The organism is Acidovorax sp. NPDC077693 (genome assembly GCF_044542805.1).
Classification (GTDB): Bacteria; Pseudomonadota; Gammaproteobacteria; order Burkholderiales; family Burkholderiaceae_C; genus Acidovorax.
Genome location: NZ_JBITVD010000022.1, coordinates 1 through 19,010 on the forward strand (window position 1 = coordinate 1; position 19,010 = coordinate 19,010).

Annotated in this window: 19 protein-coding genes; 6 read left to right on the plus strand and 13 right to left on the minus strand. The window is 66.6% G+C overall.

The genetic code is table 11. From position 1 onward, the window contains the following. Positions 1 to 92: 92 nt before the first annotated feature. The 6 genes from ACIGHN_RS24640 to ACIGHN_RS24665 form a co-directional block, all read right to left on the minus strand. Positions 93 to 827 carry a type I restriction-modification system subunit M N-terminal domain-containing protein gene (locus ACIGHN_RS24640; RefSeq protein WP_396506730.1) on the minus strand — a complete coding sequence of 245 codons (735 nt, stop codon included), beginning with the start codon at positions 825 to 827 and terminating at the stop codon, positions 93 to 95. A 56-nt stretch (positions 828 to 883) separates the two neighbouring features. Next, positions 884 to 2,287: a DNA-processing protein DprA gene (locus tag ACIGHN_RS24645; protein ID WP_396506732.1), complete on the minus strand. Its 1,404-nt coding sequence runs from the start codon at positions 2,285 to 2,287 to the stop codon at positions 884 to 886. Further along, the gene (locus tag ACIGHN_RS24650) at positions 2,284 to 4,362 is read right to left on the minus strand and encodes a RecQ family ATP-dependent DNA helicase (RefSeq protein WP_396506733.1); all 2,079 of its coding nucleotides are present in this window, start codon (positions 4,360 to 4,362) and stop codon (positions 2,284 to 2,286) included. The genes ACIGHN_RS24645 and ACIGHN_RS24650 overlap by 4 nt, the downstream gene beginning before the upstream one ends. A 4-nt stretch (positions 4,363 to 4,366) precedes the next feature. Beyond that, positions 4,367 to 4,516 (minus strand): hypothetical protein, encoded by a 150-nt coding sequence (locus ACIGHN_RS24655; protein WP_158725106.1) that lies wholly within the window; start codon positions 4,514 to 4,516, stop codon positions 4,367 to 4,369. A gap of 17 nt (positions 4,517 to 4,533) precedes the next feature. Beyond that, positions 4,534 to 4,965: a hypothetical protein gene (locus tag ACIGHN_RS24660; protein ID WP_396506734.1), complete on the minus strand. Its 432-nt coding sequence runs from the start codon at positions 4,963 to 4,965 to the stop codon at positions 4,534 to 4,536. A 152-nt stretch (positions 4,966 to 5,117) separates the two neighbouring features. After that, positions 5,118 to 5,486 (minus strand): hypothetical protein, encoded by a 369-nt coding sequence (locus ACIGHN_RS24665; protein WP_396506735.1) that lies wholly within the window; start codon positions 5,484 to 5,486, stop codon positions 5,118 to 5,120. Here ACIGHN_RS24665 and ACIGHN_RS24670 point away from each other — a divergent pair. After that, positions 5,470 to 5,619 (plus strand): hypothetical protein, encoded by a 150-nt coding sequence (locus ACIGHN_RS24670; RefSeq protein WP_158725109.1) that lies wholly within the window; start codon positions 5,470 to 5,472, stop codon positions 5,617 to 5,619. The genes ACIGHN_RS24665 and ACIGHN_RS24670 overlap by 17 nt on opposite strands. Before the next feature lie 723 nt (positions 5,620 to 6,342). Here the strand turns inward: ACIGHN_RS24670 and glmS are convergent. Then, positions 6,343 to 8,283: a glutamine--fructose-6-phosphate transaminase (isomerizing) gene (glmS, locus tag ACIGHN_RS24675; RefSeq protein WP_396506736.1), complete on the minus strand. Its 1,941-nt coding sequence runs from the start codon at positions 8,281 to 8,283 to the stop codon at positions 6,343 to 6,345. Positions 8,284 to 8,419: 136 nt separating this feature from the next. Here glmS and ACIGHN_RS24680 point away from each other — a divergent pair, with 136 nt between their 5' ends. Next, on the plus strand, positions 8,420 to 8,908 hold the full coding sequence (locus ACIGHN_RS24680; protein ID WP_396506737.1) for an Lrp/AsnC family transcriptional regulator: 489 nt from the start codon (positions 8,420 to 8,422) through the stop codon (positions 8,906 to 8,908). A 283-nt stretch (positions 8,909 to 9,191) separates the two neighbouring features. Beyond that, on the plus strand, positions 9,192 to 10,244 hold the full coding sequence (locus tag ACIGHN_RS24685; protein ID WP_396506738.1) for a diguanylate cyclase: 1,053 nt from the start codon (positions 9,192 to 9,194) through the stop codon (positions 10,242 to 10,244). Positions 10,245 to 10,395: 151 nt separating this feature from the next. On the opposite strand, the gene ACIGHN_RS24690 is transcribed toward ACIGHN_RS24685, so the two are convergent. The 3 genes from ACIGHN_RS24690 to ACIGHN_RS24700 form a co-directional block, all read right to left on the minus strand. Further along, the gene (locus ACIGHN_RS24690; protein WP_396506739.1) at positions 10,396 to 11,220 is read right to left on the minus strand and encodes an ATP-binding protein; all 825 of its coding nucleotides are present in this window, start codon (positions 11,218 to 11,220) and stop codon (positions 10,396 to 10,398) included. Between the two features lie 137 nt (positions 11,221 to 11,357). Next, positions 11,358 to 12,785: a bifunctional UDP-N-acetylglucosamine diphosphorylase/glucosamine-1-phosphate N-acetyltransferase GlmU gene (glmU, locus tag ACIGHN_RS24695; RefSeq protein ID WP_396506741.1), complete on the minus strand. Its 1,428-nt coding sequence runs from the start codon at positions 12,783 to 12,785 to the stop codon at positions 11,358 to 11,360. A gap of 156 nt (positions 12,786 to 12,941) precedes the next feature. Beyond that, positions 12,942 to 13,700: a Crp/Fnr family transcriptional regulator gene (locus ACIGHN_RS24700; protein WP_056162864.1), complete on the minus strand. Its 759-nt coding sequence runs from the start codon at positions 13,698 to 13,700 to the stop codon at positions 12,942 to 12,944. A 138-nt stretch (positions 13,701 to 13,838) separates the two neighbouring features. Between ACIGHN_RS24700 and ACIGHN_RS24705 the strand changes: the two genes are divergently transcribed. Further along, entirely contained in the window at positions 13,839 to 14,237 is a 399-nt protein-coding gene (locus ACIGHN_RS24705) for a BLUF domain-containing protein (RefSeq protein ID WP_056162862.1), read from the plus strand. A gap of 147 nt (positions 14,238 to 14,384) precedes the next feature. Here the strand turns inward: ACIGHN_RS24705 and fabF are convergent, their stop codons facing one another. After that, on the minus strand, positions 14,385 to 15,668 hold the full coding sequence (fabF, locus tag ACIGHN_RS24710; RefSeq protein ID WP_396506743.1) for a beta-ketoacyl-ACP synthase II: 1,284 nt from the start codon (positions 15,666 to 15,668) through the stop codon (positions 14,385 to 14,387). Positions 15,669 to 15,992: 324 nt separating this feature from the next. Here fabF and ACIGHN_RS24715 point away from each other — a divergent pair, with 324 nt between their 5' ends. Beyond that, complete coding sequence (locus ACIGHN_RS24715; protein ID WP_056414268.1) at positions 15,993 to 16,589, plus strand: TetR/AcrR family transcriptional regulator; 597 nt, start codon at positions 15,993 to 15,995, stop codon at positions 16,587 to 16,589. A 195-nt stretch (positions 16,590 to 16,784) separates the two neighbouring features. On the opposite strand, the gene ACIGHN_RS24720 is transcribed toward ACIGHN_RS24715, so the two are convergent. Continuing rightward, entirely contained in the window at positions 16,785 to 17,195 is a 411-nt protein-coding gene (locus tag ACIGHN_RS24720; protein WP_396506746.1) for a DUF2917 domain-containing protein, read from the minus strand. Positions 17,196 to 17,300: 105 nt separating this feature from the next. Continuing rightward, the gene (locus tag ACIGHN_RS24725; RefSeq protein WP_396506748.1) at positions 17,301 to 17,867 is read right to left on the minus strand and encodes a DUF2917 domain-containing protein; all 567 of its coding nucleotides are present in this window, start codon (positions 17,865 to 17,867) and stop codon (positions 17,301 to 17,303) included. A gap of 137 nt (positions 17,868 to 18,004) precedes the next feature. Between ACIGHN_RS24725 and ACIGHN_RS24730 the strand changes: the two genes are divergently transcribed. Next, positions 18,005 to 19,009 (plus strand): LysR substrate-binding domain-containing protein, encoded by a 1,005-nt coding sequence (locus tag ACIGHN_RS24730; protein WP_396506750.1) that lies wholly within the window; start codon positions 18,005 to 18,007, stop codon positions 19,007 to 19,009. The last annotated feature ends 1 nt before the right edge of the window (position 19,010 follow it).

Sequence of the window (19,010 nt, forward strand, 5' to 3'; positions counted from 1 at the left end):
GCCGTCATTCATCGGCGGCAGGACTATCCCCTGTAGAGTTCGAACAGCGACATTCCCAACGGCTCAAAAGTGTCTAGATAAGCCGGGGCGATTCAGTCTTCTTGACCGTAAAGGTTCGCTTTGCGGCCCTCCTGTCCTGCCTCGTCGATGTATTCCTTGGCGCAGATCAGCATGCCACCGGAGCCGCAACAAGGGTCGTAGATGTGATGTTTCAGCTCGGGCTTTACTAGCCGCACCATCATTCGTACCACCGAGCGCGGCGTGTAGAACTCGCCGCCTTTCTTGCCGGCAGAGTCGGCAAAGTCGCCGATCAGGAATTCGTAGGCGGCACCAAGCAGGTCCGGGAACTCGAAGTCTTCGTTGCGTAGACGGTGCAAGCCAAAGTGGTTGATCAGCGAACGCAGCTTGATGTCAGGAATTTTGCTCTGGCCCACCTTCTTCGTGAAGTTGATGTGCTCCAGCACGTCATAGAGACTCGTGTTGCCTGTTTCCAGCCCAGCCAAGGCTTTGTTCAGGAAGTCACCGACATTCTGGTGGGCCTCGTTCAGAAGATATTCGTAGCGCGATTGAGGTGGCACCCAGAAGGAACCTTCCTCCATGTACCAGTCCTTTTGGTTGGCGCTCTCGATGGCTTCAGCTTCGCTCAAGCCCGCCGCCAGCTCCTCCTTGATGATCTTCTCGCGATGCTGGTTGAACACGTCGGAGCAGCGCTTGAGGAACAGCATCCCGAAGATGTATTCCTTGAACTCGGAGGCGTCCATCTTGCCGCGCAGGATGTCGGCGGCTTTGAAGAGGTGGCGTTCCAGCTGTGGGAGGGTTAAAGGCATTCAGGAAATCCGGTCTTGTTCGTTCAATCGATAGTGTTGGGGCTTGCAGTCGTCGCCTACCCGAAGAGGCTGGACTGCTTGACGATGTAGCCCGCTGGCTTCTTCTGTTTTTCGATCGCGCCTTCGTCGACAAGGCGCTGCAGCCACGCCTTGGCTTGCGCGTTGGAAACGTCCAGAGCAGCGGCAACCTCGGCGTCCTTCATTGGTGCCTTCAGCAGCAACTGGACGACTTCCCGGACAGCGGCAAACAGCGTATCGGCGGGTGTTGATGTTGTCGTCGGCAATGAGTCGTCTGCTTCAGGTTTGGCCTCAACTACTTGCGCGACTGAAGGAGCGGCATCTGGCGTTGGATCAACAGGCGCTTCGCTGGGTGCGGAAACCGGTGGCGGCGCTGGCTCATTCGGCGACTCATTCGCCGGTGGTGCCTCAGGAACTGCCGACAGCGTGGGCGCGACCTCGGACGGTCCATCACTGGGAAACAGCGCTAGGCCTGACTGCGGCGGCGCCGGCGGTATCGGCGTGGCGACATCGAACACGCCCTCAAAGGCGTCGGCGTCTTGCGGGTTCGGCCAGGGGAGCGCCCCCTTGCTGCGCAGGGCGTCGAGTCCGGGAGACGACCCGCTCGTCGATCGAACGTACACGGGCACGAACTTGAGCTTGTCCAACTGCTCGACAGCACCAGTCCAGGTGCCGCCCTTGTTCAGATCGGAGCTGACAACCAGGGATGCATCGGCCAGAGCGTAGATCAGCTTGTTACGCTGCATCGCATTGCCGACGTTGAACCCCGCGCTTGGGTCGTAGGGAGAAAGCAGCACCAGTTGGCCATCGAGCAGCAGGTTGCGGTGCTCGCGGTTCATGGTCGTTTTTTCTAGGCTGTCCGCGAGGACGCCACTGACCTTGCCGCCCGCTTCGAGCGCACCGCGCATGGCAGCCTGGTCGATACCCTTGGCGCCGCCGGACACGAGCGTTCTTCCGGCTCGCGCAGCCAATCGGCCCACGGCCATCGTGTAGTCGATCAGCGAATCGTCCACGTGACGAGACCCGACCACGGCGAGACCACCTGACTCCAGCAGACTCATGTCGCCGCAGCCGTAGATCACTGCCGGGGCGTCTTCGCGCAGGCGCGCCTTCAAGCGGCGGGGGTACTCGGCATCAGCGCGGCTGACCACCCAGATCGCGCGCGCTTGCCAGCGTTCGATGACTTGGCTGAGGAGGAAGCCTCGCCCCAGCAAACGCTGCAGACGGGCTTCATCAATCACTGGCTGGCAGGCACGCAGTAGATCGGCCGCGTCTGGCGACACGAGATCCGCAGGTTGGCGTTGAATTTCCCGCAGATGGCGGGCAAGGCGCTTGTATTCACCGAGCGACAAGAGCTCCGATGAAGACGTGCCGCGTCCAGCGATCAGCGGCGCCGTCAACAGCAGGATCGCCTGGGTGTTGGGGGACAGGGTGGCAGTCATTCGTCATGCCCCGTCTGAGAGAGTGCCATCGGCCAGACCTCACCACTTCCGCTCTGGCGAAGCAGCCACGCGGCTACGGTCAACGTCCAGCGTGAGTCAACCATGTCATCGACCAAGATCACCGGCCCCTGCGGGATCGGCTGACCGTTGAGTGCCAGCGAGCCGTCGATGTTGCGCGCCTGCTGTGTACTGTTTGCCATCGTCTTCTGTTCGGGCCTGTCGTCTGTTTTCGCAATGACCATATGAAACGGCAGACCCAGCGCCGCAGCCAAGCGCTTCGCAAAATTCGGAACGAGATCAGGATGACGTAGCGATGGAACACACGTCATCCATGTCGGTCTGGGCTGAGGGTCCCACTCGTGAATCATCTTCACGCAGGCGCCAACTAGGTCGTCGGCGAACTTACCGTCGTGATACTTGCCTTGCCGGACCAGTCCGCCCCAGCCGGCGTCACCCCATACGCACAGAGCCTTGCCGGGCTGTGCTTGGTGGCCGAGGGCAATAAATCCCTTGACGCCGTACTGGGGCATCCCCCCATCAGGCCACTTCTTGCGGGGTTCGATGGGCAGGCTGGTGCGCCGAAGAAACGCAATGGCGTCGCGAACCAGCGCCTCATCCACTCCAGTGGGCAGCGGGGGAAGCGCGGGCTGGGTGACAACACTTGGATCACCGTCGAGCGCGCCGATCAAGAAACCCATGTGTTCACCGAAGGGCAGACTAACGTAGTCCTGCATCTGCTGATGTTCGTCACGTCGCAAGGCCGTCAGTCGCTCGGCGCGCGCCCAGAACCCCTCGCTCAGCGTGGCTGCCGTGAGCTGCCACTTGGTACCTTGTTTGGCGATGGGCGCTGGTGCTTCCAGGGAGAGCAGCGCGATCGTCTTGTCGACGCGCCCCTTGCTCAGGTTGACGCGACTCAGCAGCTCGGGGACGGACAGGCCGTTCTCTTCTTCCTCAAGTGCGCCCAAGACCTCGGCGACTTCCTGCCGGGTCGGGAACGCGCTTCGGATGAACCAGTCGGTGATGTCTGACTCTTCTTGGCCGCTGAGCAGCACGCCGTAGGCGGAGTCCAGCGCGCGCCCGGCACGGCCCACCTGCTGGTAGTACGCAACGACGGAACCAGGCATCTGGTAGTGGATGACAAACGCGAGGTCGGGCTTGTCGTAGCCCATGCCCAGCGCCGTCGTTGCGACCAGAGCTTTGACTTCGTTGTTGAGCAGCGCCTGTTCCAGCGCCTCTCGACGGTCGCCCGTTTCGCCCGTGTAGGCCTCGACATTGAAACCCCGGGTCTTGAGCCAGTCAGCGACTTGGTTGGCGTCGCGCACCGTCAGCGTGTAGATGATCCCGTGGCCCTGCAGTGTGGCCAGTTGCTCCGCCAGCCAGGCGAGGCGCTCGGCCTGGCTAGGCAAGCGGATGGTTTGCAGGGAAAGCGAGGTCCGATTCAAGTCGCCTCGCGAGACGTCCAGCTTGGGACCGAGCACGGCAGCAAGGTCCTCCATCACGCGGTTGTTCGCTGTTGCCGTGGTGGCGAGCAGTCGCAGGTTGGGCGGCAGCGTTTTGACGATCCGCTCCAACAGGCGATAGTGAGGGCGGAAGTCGTGGCCCCAGTCGGAGATGCAATGTGCCTCGTCGATGACCAGCATCGAAATCTGTGCAGCGATGCCAGCCAGAACCTGCGTGCGGAAGCGCTCGTTCGCCAGGCGCTCGGGCGAGATCAAGAGAATGTCGATTTCCCGACGAGCCAGCTTGGCCTCGACTTGGGTCCAGTCGTCGACGTTGTCGGAGTTGATCGTGGCAGCGCGAACGCCCATGCGCTCTGCTGCGGCGATCTGATTCCGCATAAGCGCCAGTAGCGGGGAGATCAGTAGGGCCGGACCGTTGCCGTCGTCGCGCAGAAGCTTCGTCGCGATGAAGTAGACGAAGCTCTTTCCCCATCCGGTCTTCTGAACGACCAGCAGGCGGCCACGGCCATCGACGATGTGGCGAATCGCATCTTCTTGGTCTTCACGGAAATTGGCGTCGGCGCGTCCCGAGCCGGTCCGGAGCAAGTCCAGCGCGCGTTGTGGGTTGTACGTCATGTCATCACGCTCCTATATCGACGATTTCCTGGGTCGGCGTTTTCAATCGCGTGACCGCGTCAGCTTCTTGTTCGTCAATTGATGACTGGGCAAGAAAGCCGACGAGATCCAAGACCTCGTCAAACGCATTCGGTGCTGTGATCTCTAGTGCCATTCAGTTTGGTCCCTGATTCATTTCGCAGGCTTCGAGGACTTCCGCGCAGCCTTAGGCAGCTTTCCAGCCTTCATTAAGGCGGATCGTTCGGGTTGCGCTGCGCGCAGTCGGCCTGGCAAGTAATTGCTGACATCGACCTCGAAGCGCGGATGCCCAAGGCGCTGCATCAGCACCGCAACTGTCGAGAGGGATGCGAAAGTTCTCGCTCCACCACGAGAGCTTGCGAGTACCGCCTTCCGCTCTCCAAAGTGAACTTCCAGAACGAATCCACCTGTTTGACCAAGAGCGATCACGTGCGAGATCACGCGGGCTGCAATCAGCTCGCGCAGTGGCGCTTCTTGCAAAAGCGCCATTGCTTGATCGGGAGATTCGCTTGTAGGCTTTTCCATGAATTCCTCAACCTGGAAGGCGAGCCACATTTTGACCCCTGTACCCACAGGATAGGCCATCATTTTATATGAAGTGATTCACCGAAAACGCGATAGTGGGCCGCAGGCCGTGCGTTCGGCCTGGCGCTACTGGGGGCGGGCGCCGAAGGTAGCGCTGACTCATCGATCGGGGGAAAAACCTGGTTCTTGCTCGTGGTCCGGTGCGAGGAGGCTTACGACAGGTCCCAGACTTCGATCACAAGGGAATCCGTCGGCTTGCAAGAGGCGATGCGTTCGACGTAAGCCGTGAAGTCGCCAATCCAACCGGCAGGCATGAAGTAGTCGTCACCGTAGACGGGGAAGTCCCTGTGCGCTGGGGGCTTGCCATTGGCGATGAGCGGGAGCGCCGCTGCCGCGATCGTGCTGAATCGAGTCGGGTAGCCGTTGCCCGACTCGAATTTCGCTAGCCTGCGCTCGACCAGACGATCGATCCAATCCACACCACCAATGCTGCTACGCCAGGTCGCAAGCGTCCGTACGTCGCCAACCTTCATTGGCTCGTCACCGCCAGCGATCGAAATAACAATGAACCAGCCCAACATTGCCGCAACCCTCCTCGCCATCGGAAGTGCGACACCGATGGTCAATGCCTACCCGCACATCAAGGCAGGAGACGTGCTATTTTCTTCCTATGAAGCCGGACAAGAAATTCCCAGGGCAAGCAGCTCAATCTGAGCCATCAAGTGGCCGCGGGCAGAGCCCTCTGCTCAACACGAAGTTGCACATGCGTTTGATGCTTGAAGGCGGTGCAAGGCCGTCGACACTTGCGTCAGCGATGGAGGCACTGGCACACATCCGTGAGAAGCGAGATGCGCAGGCCCGGCGCAGCAGGTAGTGAAATCAACAACTTACATCAGCCGCAATTGCGGGACTTCGCCGCAATTCACCGCAAAGCGCGGTGCCTTGTGAGAGCTTGAGGTTTTTGAAGCCATGTTTTCGCCCCGCGATCTCGACCTGAAGAGTTTGGCGCTACACGAGCTGGTCGCGCAGAAAATGCGCTCGGACCCGTCGCTGTTCTTGAAGGCGCGGAACAACCTCGAACGCCTGGCAGATCGGCACAGCGGTAGTCCCGATCTGTACGCAACAGCTTGGCTTGCTGTATTCGATCAAGGCCTCGACGAGGCCCTCGCTGTCGCGACGTCGGACACAGAGCGGGGGCAGTCCATGCGGTCGAGCTCCCCATTTGCGAGCATTTTGAGCGAGAGTGAGCGTCTTGGTTTTCTCAAGGCGTGGGCATCTCGAACCCCGCGAGGATGCGCCCTGTAAGAGCGTCGTGCCGCCAAGTCCTCAAATTCCGGAGTTACAAGTAAGCGACGCCAGGGGAATTCGCGACGGAGTTTATTTCTGCTCGACGGACCTTATTCCCCCCGATCAATATCAACAGCGCTCCTCCTCCCCTCACTCCACCGTCACACTCTTCGCCAAATTCCTCGGCTTGTCCACATCCGTCCCCCGCGCACATGCCGTGTGGTACGCCAGCAGCTGCAGCGGCACCACGTGCAGCAGGGGGCTCAGGGGGCCGTAGTGTTCGGGCATGCGGATCACGTGCAGGCCTTCGCCGCTTTCGATGCGGGTGTCGCCATCGGCCAGCACGTACAGCACGCCAGCGCGGGCGCGCACTTCCTGCATGTTGCTCTTGAGCTTTTCCAGCAGGGCGTCGTTGGGCGCCACCGTCACCACGGGCATGGCGCTGGTGACCAGGGCCAGGGGGCCGTGCTTGAGCTCGCCGGCGGGATACGCCTCGGCGTGGATGTAGCTGATCTCCTTGAGCTTCAAGGCGCCTTCCAGCGCGATGGGGTAGTGCAGGCCGCGGCCCAGGAACAGGGCGTTTTCCATGCGGGCGAAGTCTTCGGCCCAGCTGATGAGTTGGGGCTCCAGCGCCAGCACGGCCTGCAGGGCCACGGGCAGGTGGCGCATGGCCTTGAGGTGTTCGGCCTCCTGCGCGTCGGTCAGGCGGCCCTTGGACTGGGCCAGCGCGAGCGTCAGCAAGAACAGGCCCGCCAGCTGCGTGGTGAAGGCCTTGGTGCTGGCCACGCCGATCTCCACACCCGCACGGGTGATGTAGGCCAGCTTGCATTCGCGCACCATGGCGCTGGTGGCCACGTTGCAGATGGTCAGCGTGTGCAACATGCCCAGGGACTGCGCGTGGCGCAGCGCGGCCAGCGTGTCGGCTGTCTCGCCCGACTGGCTGATGGTGACGACCAGGGTGCGGGGGTTGGGCACACTGGTGCGGTAGCGGTATTCGCTGGCCACTTCCACCTGCGTGGGGATGCCGGCGATTTCTTCGAGCCAGTATTTGGCGGTGCAGCCGCTGTAGTAGCTGGTGCCGCAGGCCAGGATGAGGACGCTGTCGATCTCCTTGAACACGCGCCAGGCGGCGGCGCCGGGCTCGCCGTGCAGGCCAGCGCCGTCGAACAGCTCGGGCACGATGCCTTCCACGCCTTCGAGCGTGTCGGCGATGGCGCGCGGCTGCTCGAAGATTTCCTTTTGCATGTAGTGGCGGTAGGGGCCCAGCTCGGCCGCGCCGCTGTGGGCCTGCACGGTGCGCACGGGGCGCTGCGCGGGGGTGAGCGCAGCGCGGTCCTTGCCGACGATCCAGTAGCGGCCCAGCTGCAGGTCCACCAGGTCGCCCTCTTCCAGGTACACGATCTGGTCGGTGACGCCGGCCAGGGCCATGGCGTCGCTGGCCAGGAAGTGCTCGCCCACGACCGAGCCCGCAGTCCCGGAGCCCACGCCCAGGATCAGCGGCGAGCCGGCGCGCGCGCCCACCACGCGGTGCGGCTCGTCGCGGTGGATCACGGCGATGGCGTAGGCGCCATGCAGCTCGGCCACGGTGGCCTGCACGGCGTCGAACAGGTCGCCGCTGTAGTGGCTGTCGACCAGGTGGGCGATGACCTCGGTGTCGGTCTGGCTGGCAAACACGTAGCCGCGGGCCTGCAGGGCGCGGCGCAGTTCTTCATGGTTTTCGATGATGCCGTTGTGCACCAGGGCCACGCGGCCCGCGCTGTGGGCCTGGGCGTCGGCCCCCGTGCCGTGGCTGAAGTGCGGGTGGGCGTTGTGCACCACGGGCGCCCCGTGGGTGGCCCAGCGGGTGTGGGCGATGCCGGTGGCGCCGTCCAGGTGGTCGGTCTGCACCTGCTCCAGCAGTTCGGCGACGCGGGCGGTGCTGCGGGCACGCTGCAGGCCACCGCGCTCGGTGCCGTGGCGGGCAGGGTCCAGGCTGGCGCCGTGCACGGCCACGCCGCAGGAGTCATAGCCCCGGTATTCCAGCCGCTGCAGGCCTTGCACGAGGATGGGAACGATGTTGCGCGTGGAGACTGCGCCGACGATGCCGCACATGGAGATGCCTTTGTGTGAAACGGATGAGGGATGGTAGGCACCCTCTCAGAGAATTTCTCATCGATATTTTCACCTGCATGAACTTAAATTTCATAAATATACCGCCGTGAATTTAAGTTTCATAATTGCGAGCTATATGGAAGCCATAACACTCGACTCTACCGACCTGCAGCTGCTGAACCTGCTGCAAACCGACTCCGCCCAGAGCAACCAGTCGCTGGCCGAGCAGGTACATGTGTCACCGCCCACCTGCCTGCGGCGGGTCAAGCGGCTGCAGGAGGCCGGGCTCATCGAGCGCCAGGTGGCCATCCTGCAGCCCGACCGGCTGGCCGCCATCCAGGGGCATGGCCTCACGTGCATCGTGGAGGTGTCTCTGGACCGCCAGGGCGCCGAGCACCTCGATGCCTTCGAAGCCCGCGCGGTGGCCGACGACGCAGTGCAGCAGTGCTGGCGCGTGTCGCCCGGCCCCGACTTCGTGCTGGTGGCGCACACGCGGGACATGCCGGGGTACCTGGCGCTGTCGCAGCGGCTGTTCACCGGCGATGCGAATGTGCGAAACGTGAAGGCCTTCTTTGCCACACGGCGGGCCAAATTCGATACCAAAGTGCCTGTATCGCTGGATTAGCAAGCGCTAGCAGCTATAAAAAATATAGCAAACCAATCGACAATCGAACCGTGGCTTGGGCCGTGGTGAAGTGGCGGTTGAGTCGTGGGCGCTTCATGGTCGATCCGCGGCCGACCTGTGCAGCGAGGGGGCGACCTGTCCGCCCCGCGTCAGATGTAGGTCATTTCTCTCTGGCCTGCGTCAGCGGCCCACGGTAAGCTCCCCGGCAGCCCTTTTTTACACAGACCTCCGCCCCATCGCACGCCCCCCCCCGGCGGGCGCGGCCCACACCCCTTCGCCATCGATGCCGACGCCCGAACGCCAGATGCCCCGCCGTATCTACCCGCTGCGCGTGTTGGGCATGGGCCTGGGTGGCGCAGTGGTCGGCGTGGTGCTGTGGGAGCGGCACGCCTCGTTGTATGCCTGGCTGGGCATGGTGCTGCCGGCCTTCGTATGGCCGCACGTGGCCTATCTGCTGAGCCGGCGCAGCACCGACCCGTACCGGACAGAGATGCGCAATCTGCTCGTCGATTCGGCGGCGGCGGCGGCCTTTGTGCCGCTGATGCACTTCAACCTGCTGCCCAGCGTGCTGCTGCTCACGCTGACCCTGGTGGACAAGGTGACCACCGGCATCCGCGGGCTGTGGGCGCGGTCCATTCCGGTGATGCTGCTGGCGGGCGTGGCCAGCGCGGTGCTCACGGGCTGGCACTGGGCGCCCGAGACGTCGCTCACCGTGCTGCTGGCCTGCCTGCCGGTGATGACCCTGCACACGCTGTCGGTCAGCGTGGTGAGCTACCAGCTCATCCGCCAGGTGTCACGCCAGAACCAAATGCTGGACGAGCTGCGCCGCATCGATTCGCTCACCGGCCTGTTCGGCCGCGGGCACTGGCAGGAGCAGGCCGAGGCCGCGCTGCGGCGCCACCACACCACCGACGAGCCCGCCTGCATGCTGATGATGGACATCGACCACTTCAAGGAAGTGAACGACGAGCACGGCCATGCCGTGGGCGACGAGGTGATCCGTGCACTGGCCCACGTGGTGCGCGGACATGTGCGGGCGGGCGACTGTGCGGGGCGCTATGGCGGCGACGAGTTCGCCATCATCCTGCCCGGCATGCGGGCGCAGGATGCGCTGGCGATTGCACAGCGCATTCGCGCCCAGGCCGAAGGCGTGCGGCTGCGCGAGCTGCCCGATCTGCGCCTGACCAGCAGCATCGGCGTGGCCCCGGCCGACCACCGCCACAGCGACCTGCGCGCCTGGATCGAGTCTGCAGACGCCGCGCTGTACGCCGCCAAGAAGGCGGGCCGCAACCGTGTGGCGGGGTGCATGGAGCCGGAGCTGGTGCCTGCGGTGTGATGACCACCGGCATGGGACGGCACCCAGCCCTTTCACGCTGAGCGCGTAGAAGCGCCGCGCAAGGTTTCGACAGGCTCAACCCGAACGGTTTGGGGCGATCCACCGCGGGTCCGTCTCGACCACTGCCTCAACCACTGCCTGAACCACGGCATCAACCACCGCCCCAACCACCCGCAGCAGCACCGGGCAGCGCCGCCGGCCATTGCACCCGCACCGTGCAGCCCGCGCCCACGCCCGCCGTAGCGGTGATGGCGCCGCCATGGCGCTGCGCGATCGCCCGGCACAGCGCCAGGCCTGCGCCCACGCCGTCGAACTCGGTCTCGCGGTGCAGCCGCTGGAACACGCCAAACAGCTGGCCCGCACGTGCCGGGTCGAACCCCGCGCCGTTGTCCGTCACCGTGAACCCCACCTGAGCCGGCGCATCCGCCGCCACGGCCTGCACGCTGATGAGCGCGGGCTGAGCGTTGTTGCGCGTGAACTTGAGGGCGTTGCCCAGCAGTTGCCCGAGCAATTCCTGCAGCAGCTCCGGGTCGGCATTCAACGTGGGCAGGTCGGGGGCGATGCGCCACTGCACCTCACGCCCTGCATGCGCGCTGGCAAGGGCTGCGCGCGCCTGCGCCACCGCGTCGGCCAGCGGTACCGGCTGCCAGCGCACGGGGGCCTTGCCGGCGCGCGCCAAGGCCTGCAGCGCGTCGATCATCAGGCCCATGCGGCGGGCCGACTGGTCCATGGTGGCCAGGAAGCCCAGCGCCTCCTGCACCTCGGCCCCCTGCACCACGGCGGCAGGCAGGTCGCCCAGCGTCTCGCGCACCAGCGTGCCGTACGACGTGAAGTGCCGCAGCGGCGCACGCAGGTCGTGCGAGACCGCGCGCAGAAAGTCCTCGTGCGCCGCGGCCATCTCGGCCACCTGCTGCTGGCTGCGGGCCAGCTCGGTGCGCAGTTGCAGCAGGGTCTGCGGGGTGTCGTTGTCGCTCATCGTTCACACCCCTTGAAGTGGGCGCGACGCCCGGGCCAGGGCCAGCCAAAGCGTCATCGGCCGCACCGGGCCACCGGGCGCATTCTTGCCCCGCACCATCAGGGCGGAGGAAGGCGCGCAGCGGCTCACAGCGCTCCTCACTTCTTCGGCCGCGCCCAGTTGGCGATGCTGACCTGCTTGCCGCGCGCCACGCTCAAAGCGCCCGGTGCCGTGCTCTTGGTGATGGTGCTGCCCCCTCCCACCGTGCCACCTGCGCCGATGGTGACGGGCGCCACCAGCACGCAGTTGCTGCCGATGTGCACGTCGGCCTCGATCACCGTGCGGTGCTTGTTCGCGCCGTCGTAGTTGGCGGTGATGCTGCCGGCGCCGTAGTTCACGCGCTCGCCCACCGTGGCGTCGCCCAGGTAGGCCAGGTGGTTGGCCTTGGCGCCGTCGGCCAGCGTGCTGTTCTTCACCTCGACGAAGTTGCCGATGTGCACCTCGCGGCCCAGTTGCGCACCGGGGCGCAGGCGGGCGAACGGGCCGATGAGCGCACCGGCGCCCACGCTGGCACCGGCCTTTTCGCCGTCGATGTGGGTGTAGGGGTGGATCACCGCGCCCGCGGCGATGGTGGCGTTGGCAATGCAGCAGTGCGCGCCGATGCTCACGCCGTCGCCCAGCTCCACGCGGCCGGTGAAGATGCAGTTCACGTCGATCTCCACGTCCTGGCCGCACTGCAGCTCGCCGCGCGCGCTGGTGCGGGTGTCGTCGCGCACATCCAGGCGTGCCGGGTCGGCCAGGCGCACGCCCTGCTCCATCAGGCTGCGCGCCACGCGCAGCTGGTGCGCGCGCTCCAGCTCGGCCAGTTGCAGCGGGCTGTTCACACCGGCCACCTGCAGCGCATCGTTGATGCGGTGCGCCACCACGGGCACGCCGTCGGCCACGGCCATGGCGACGATGTCGGTCAGGTAGTACTCGCCCTGGGCGTTGTCGTTGGTCAGCCGTGCCAGCCAGCCTTTGAGCTGGCGCGTGGGCACGGCCATGATGCCGCTGTAGACCTCGGTGATGGCGCGCTGGGCTTCGCTGGCGTCTTTATGTTCGACGATGCCCTGCACGGCGCCCTGGGCGTCGCGCACGATGCGGCCGTAGCCCGTGGGGTCGGCCAGCGTGACGGTGAGCAGCGCCAGTCGCCCGCCGCCACCCTGCGTGCTCGCATCCACCAGCGCGCGCAGCGTGCCGGCGTGCGTGAGCGGCACGTCGCCCGACAGCACCACGGCCGTGCCGTCGTCAGCCAGCAGCGGCGCCGCCTGCTGCACCGCGTGGCCCGTGCCCAGCTGCGGCTCCTGCCGCGCAAATTTCACATCCAGACCACGGCTGCCACTCGCCGCCCCCGTGCAGGCGGCCTCTACTTCGGCAGCACCGTGGCCGGTGATGACCACCGCACTGCGGGCCTGCAGGTGTGCGGCCTGGTCGAGTACGTGGTGCAGCAGCGGGCGCCCCGCCAGGCGCTGCAGCACTTTGGGTATGCGGCTTTTCATGCGCGTGCCCTTGCCGGCCGCCATGATGAGGATGTCGAGTTGCGTCATGAACGATGAGGGAGAGTGCGGGCCGCGCCACGGTGCGTGCGCAGGCCGGTACGGGATTATCGGCTGCAGCGCACCCCACGCCACATGCTATGCAAAACATAGCGCCTGGCGCTTGCCAGATAAGCGGCAGGGCCGTTTTTGATGCCCATCGGCAGGCTACAGCAGCGGCAGCAGGCGCGGGGGCGTGTCGTAGTACTCGGCGATGCGGGCCAGCGCGCGGGTGTTGAGCAGGCGCAGCCGCCCGTCTTTGAGCTCGTGCAGGCCCAGCATCGACAGGCGCCGCAGCGTCTTGTTGGTGTGCACCAGCGACAGCCCCAGGGCATCGGCGATGTGCTGCTGGGTGAGCGGAAACGCCACGGTGCCGCCCTCGGCCATGCCGATGCGGTCGAGCCGCCGGTACAGGTGCATCAGCAGCATGGCCACGCGCTCGGTGGCGTTGCGCCGCCCGGCGGTGAGCAGGTTGTCGTCCACGTGGCCCTCTTCGTGCGCGGCCAGCCAGGTCATGTCGTAGCCCAGGCGCGGGTGCTCGCGGAACACGGCCCACAGGCTGTCGTTCTGGAACACGCACAGCGAGCACGCGGTCAGCGCCTCCACGCCATGCGCCGACGCGTCGCCGAACTCCTGCTGCAAGCCCACCAGGTCACCCGGCAGCAGGAAGTTGAGGATCTGGCGGCGCCCGTCGCTCAGCGTCTTGTAGCGAAACGCCCAGCCCGAATACAGCGTGAACAACCGCGCATTGCCCTGCCCTTCGCGCACCAGCGCGTCGCCGGGCTGCACCGCCATGGTGTCGCTGCGAAAGCCCTCGATGAAGTCCAGCACCTGCGGCTCCACCAGCGTGAACGCGCCGGTCTTGCGCAGTCCGCAGGCTCGGCAGGCAGGAGGGCAGGCGGGGACTACGGGGGGGACAGCGCTCATGGTGCGGCGATTTTAGAAGCGGTCCTTGCGCGCGCAACACGGCAAGAGCGCAGGTGTTGCGCAAGTGACGCGCCAATGCCGCGTATGTCTTTTGACATTGCGCGACCACGCTGCCCCGGCCTACATTGGGGCATCCCTATGAACCTTTCCCCCGCACTGTACGAGGTGCTGTACGTCAGCATGCTCGCGCCCGACCAACCCCTGAGCGTCGTGGCCGAGATCGCCGCCGCCGCCCGCGTGGCCAACACCAGGATGGACATCACCGGGCTGCTCATTTTCGACGGCCAGCGCTTTTGCCAGCAGTTCGAGGGGCCCAAGAAAGCGGTGCTCAAGCTCATCGAGCGCATCCGCAACGACCCGCGCCATGTGAACGTCGAAGTCCTGCACCACGGGCTGCTCGCAGGCCGGCGGTTCCAGAACTTCAACCTGGCCTTCAGCACCGTGGAAGACGTGGACGCACTCGCGCGCATGGAGCAGCTGGATGGCGAGGCCGCGCTGGCCGCCTTCACCGCCGTGTGCGAAGAGCTGGATTACTGAGACCTACCCTTCCCCAGTCACCCACGCACGGCCCGGCCGCCTTCCCAAAGCACCGCGCCAGGCCAGGCCAGGCCAGGCCAGGCCAGTTGCACGGCAACCCGCCCGGCGCTCACGCTGCCACTCAGGCTTGTCGCCAAGGTCTTCCGTTCAGGCCTGCCCGTGCGGCCAGCGCCGCAGCACCAAGGTGGCATTCACCCCGCCAAAACCGAAGCCATTGACCATGGCGTGCGACAGCGCCATCGGCCGGGCTGCCAGCGCCACCATGTCCAGGCCCGCCGCCTGCTCATCGGGCGTGTGCAGGTTGAGCGTGCCGGGCACCACCTGATCGCGCAGCGCCAGCACCGTGAAGATCGCTGCCACCGCACCTGCCGCACCCAGCAGGTGCCCGGTGGCCGACTTGGTGGAGCTGACGGCGATGCCGCCGTCGGTGCCGAACACGCGGCGGATCGCTGCCAGCTCGCCCCGGTCTCCGACCATGGTGGAGGTGGCGTGGGCGTTGAGGTACTGCACCTCGTCCGCGCGCAGCCCCGCTTGTGCCAGCGCCCCCTCCATGCTGCGGGCCGCCCCATCGCCATCCTCGGGGCCCGAGGTGATGTGGTACGCGTCGGCCGACGTGCCGTAGCCCACCAGCTCGGCCAGCGGCTGCGCGCCGCGGGCCAGCGCGTGCTCCAGCGCCTCGATGACCAGCATGCCCGCGCCCTCGCCCATCACGAAACCGTCACGCTGCGCATCGAACGGGCGCGAGGCCTCGTGCGGCGCATCGTTGAAGCCCGTGGACAGCGCCTTGGCCGCGGCGAACGCGCCCAGGCTCACCCGGTCGATGGCGGCCTCGCTGCCGCCGCACACGGCGATGTCGGCCTCGCCGCAGCGGATCATGCGGGCCGCATCGCCCAGCGCCTGCACGCTGGCGGCACAGGCCGTCACCGGCGCACCCAGCGGGCCCTTGAGCCCGTGGCGGATGGACACATGCCCCGCCGCCAGGTTGACCAGGAACGACGGCACGGTGAACGGCGACAGCCGCTGCGGCCCGCGCGTTTCGGTGGTGCGCACCGCATCGGCAATGGCGCCGAACCCGCCGATGCCCGATGCGATGACGGTGGCCGTGCGCGCGAGCGCAGCCGCATCGCCGCCCGCCACGGGCCAGCCGGCCTGCGCCAGCGCCTGCTGCGCTGCGCCCAGCGCAAACGGGATGAAGCGGTCCATCTTGCGCTGGTCCTTGGGCGAGACGATGGCGTCCACATCCCAGCCGCCCTCGGGGTCCTCGGCCAAGCTCAGCACACGCCCTGCGACCTGGGCGGGCACGCCTTCTGCAACCCCTTCCGGCAGGCGGGTGATGCCCGAGCGCGCGGCGAGCAGGCGCTGCCAGGCCAGTTCCACCTGGCTGCCCAGGGGCGAGACCAGACCCATGCCGGTGATGACGACGCGGCGCATCAGCCGATGGCTCCAGGGCAGCGGGCGGCGGTCAGCGCGCCAAGGGGGGTCACAGTGGATTTCATGAAAACATCTCGCTGGTAATGGGCCTGCCCTGCAGCGCCCCTGGTGGCGGCTGCAGCGTCAAAGCGGGGCGGCCTTTACGACCTCACTGCGTGAAGGCCAAGCGGTGCACCGCCCGCGCGGGCCCGAGGGACGGCGCAGCATCACCACCGCATTCACAGGGGCAAGGCTGGATTTCAAAGCCGAGGCTTATGATTGGAGCCGTCATCATAAGCACAAAACAGCTTATTGCGTACGACCGCAATCATTAAAAGGTTTTCCATGAAGGTGTCCAAAGCACAGGCCGCAGAGAACCGCCAGGGCATCCTGGACGCGGCGTCGCGGCTGTACCGCGAGCGCGGCCTGACGGGCGTGGGCGTGGCCGACATCACCCGCGACGCCGGGCTGACGCACGGTGGGCTGTACCGGCATTTCGCGTCCAAGGATGCCCTGGTGCGCGAGGCCTGCGCGCGTGCGTTCGACTGGTCGATCGCGCCGCTGGACGGGCACACGCCCAACGCCAACATGGCGGACCGCATCAAAAGCTATCTCTCGCCACAGCACCGCGACGAACCCGGCAACGGTTGCCCGGCCGCTGCGCTGGCGGTGGACGCGGCCCGCGCGGGGCCCGAGTTGTCGCAGGTGTTTGCCGAAGGCATCGAGCGCAACATCCAGCGCTTCACGCAGTTGCTGGCCGACCACGCGCCGGGCGCCCCGCCCTCGGCCCAGCGTGCACGGGCCATGGAAGTGCTGGCCACCATGGTCGGCGGCCTGGCGCTGGCGCGGGCCACGGCCGCGGGGCAGCCCGAGCTGTCGCAGGAAATCCTGGTCACGCTGCAGGCGCAGTTGATCGACCTGCTGGAGACCCCGCCACGCTGACGCAAGGCGCGCACCCCGCTGCCCTGGCGGCGTCGCGTCTTGTTTGCTATCAAAAAAATAGCTTCTGGCGCTTGCGGGACAAGCGGCAGAAGCTCTTAAGGCATTGATTTCCGGGTCGTTCCCTGCCGTGCCGGTGATGGCACGGCGTCGACTCCATGGCGCAGGGTCTGCAGGGCAGCCCCGGGCCGGCGTGCCTCAGGCGCAGCAGGCGTCCGTGGACACGCGCTGGTCGGCGGCTGCGGCACTGCCGAAAGCCGCGCGGCGCCACCAGGGTGCAGCGCCTTCGGCATGCGCTGTTGCGGCGGCCACCGCGGCCACGCGGTACTGCAGGCGCTGCGTGCCCAGGGGCTCGACCACGGCATGCTGGCCGGCAGCGATCTGCAGCGTCTGGCCGGCGTGCAGGAAGACGTCGCCGGCCTCGGCGCCCGTGCCGTACGGGCCGGCATCGAGCGTGACCCAGGCGTGGCCTTCGGCGACGCGCAGGGCCAGGGCCGCGCGGGGTGTCAGGCTGACTGCGTTGCCGGGCAGCACGGTGGTGGCGCCCTGGGCGGACTTTGCCGTGGCAGCGGCGGATTGGACTTGAAAGGTGTGCGAGGTGGTGTTCATGGCGTTCTCCGGGTTTACCCTTGATGGACTCTATGGTGCGGCGTGCTAGACACGGCGTCCAATGAAAAGGAATGTGCCGATTGATGCTCTTCTTGCATGTCGCCCTCAAGCCGTGGTGCGAGCACGGGGCGCTGCTATCCGAAAGAGAGCAAACCGCGCGATTCCGACCGCCAGCCGGCTGCCTGCGCCCAACACCTGCACGCCCGCCTGGCCCACGGCACGGCCGCCCAGGCCCAGGGCCTGCATCAGGTCGCGCAGGGGCAAGGCGACGCTGCATTCCCACTCGGCACCGGGCCGCAGCAGGCGCTGTGCCGGTGCAGCGGGCTGCGCCGCCCACTCGAAGGCCACGGTTTCAGGCAGCGCGCCTACGGGGCTCCAGGCTTCCATCACCACATGCTGGCCGGGCGCGACCACCAGGCGCTCGCCGGCCTGCAGCACGTGGTCGGCCAGGCACACGGGCAGGTCAGAGCGCAAGTCCGCCGGCAGCCCGGCCAGCGACGCGCCCCGCAGGGTGACCCAGGCGCGGCCCTGCGCGATGGCCAACACGCCGTGCTCGCGCGGGTGCAGCGACAGGGCTCGGCCAGGGTTCAGTTTCCAGCAACCGGCCGCAGGTCGGCCAGCCGACGGGGCTTGGGCGGATTGTTGCGATTCCAGAACGTTGCGGGCTGGCATGACGGACTCCTTCCGGTGCGCTCAATGCGCGTTGATGAGCATCAATGTTGCCGCCAGCGCCCTACACAGTCCAATGAAAACGCGGTACGCTATTCATTCCATCGACGCATGAATCTGGACCTCCTCAGGAACCCGCCATGGCCTCAGCCGAGTACTCTCCCGCCGTCCTTCGCACCCGCACCGTGGCCACCGGCCACTGGCGCGCCTTTCTGGCCGTGGCGCGGCACCTGAACTTCCGCGCCGCCGCCGACGAGCTCTCGCTCACCCAGTCGGCCGTGAGCCGCCAGATCCAGGCGCTGGAAGAAGAAGTGGGTGTGGCGCTGTTCCTGCGCCACACGCGCGCGGTGGAGCTGACCAGCGCGGGTGCGCAGCTGCAGCGCGCCGTGGCCCCGGCCATCGAGCGCATGGACGCCGCCGTGCGCCTGGTGCGCCAGACGGCCGGCCGGCGCAGCGTGGCCATCACCACCTGGGCCAGCTTTGCATCGATGTGGCTCATCCCGCGCATGGAGGAGTTCCAGCGCGACAACCCGGGCATCGACATCCGCATCGATGCGAGCGACGTGCAGATCGACCTGGACACCTCGGACGTGGACCTGGCGCTGCGCTACGCCATGCCCGGCGGCGCCACCCAGGGCGGCACGCGCCTGTTCGGCGAGCAACTGGCCGTGGTGGCGAGCCCCTGGCTGCTCAAAAGCGGCAAGCCCCTGCGCACGCCGGCCGACGTGGCGCAGTTCACCCTCATCGAGGCGGGCGACGCCCACCGCACGCATTATCTGGAGTACCTGAGCTGGCGCCGCTGGTTCGACGCGCGCGACCTGGCCAAGCTGCAGCCCGAGCGCTGGCTGTACTTCAACTACGCACACCAGATCGTGCAGGCCGCGCTGGCCGGCCAGGGCCTGGCGCTGGCCCGCATGCCGCTGATCGCGGACGCCCTGGCCTCGGGCGACCTGGTGGAGGTGCTGCCCGGCCACCGCATCGACTCGCCCCTGACCTACTGGCTGATGGTGGGCCCCCGCAGCGCCCAGCGCCCGGAGATCAAGGCGTTCTGCGCCTGGCTGGAGCTGCAGGCCCAGGCGACGCGCGAGGCGATTGGCGATGTGCCGGACCCGGATCTCAATGACGACCTGGACGGGGCCGATTAGC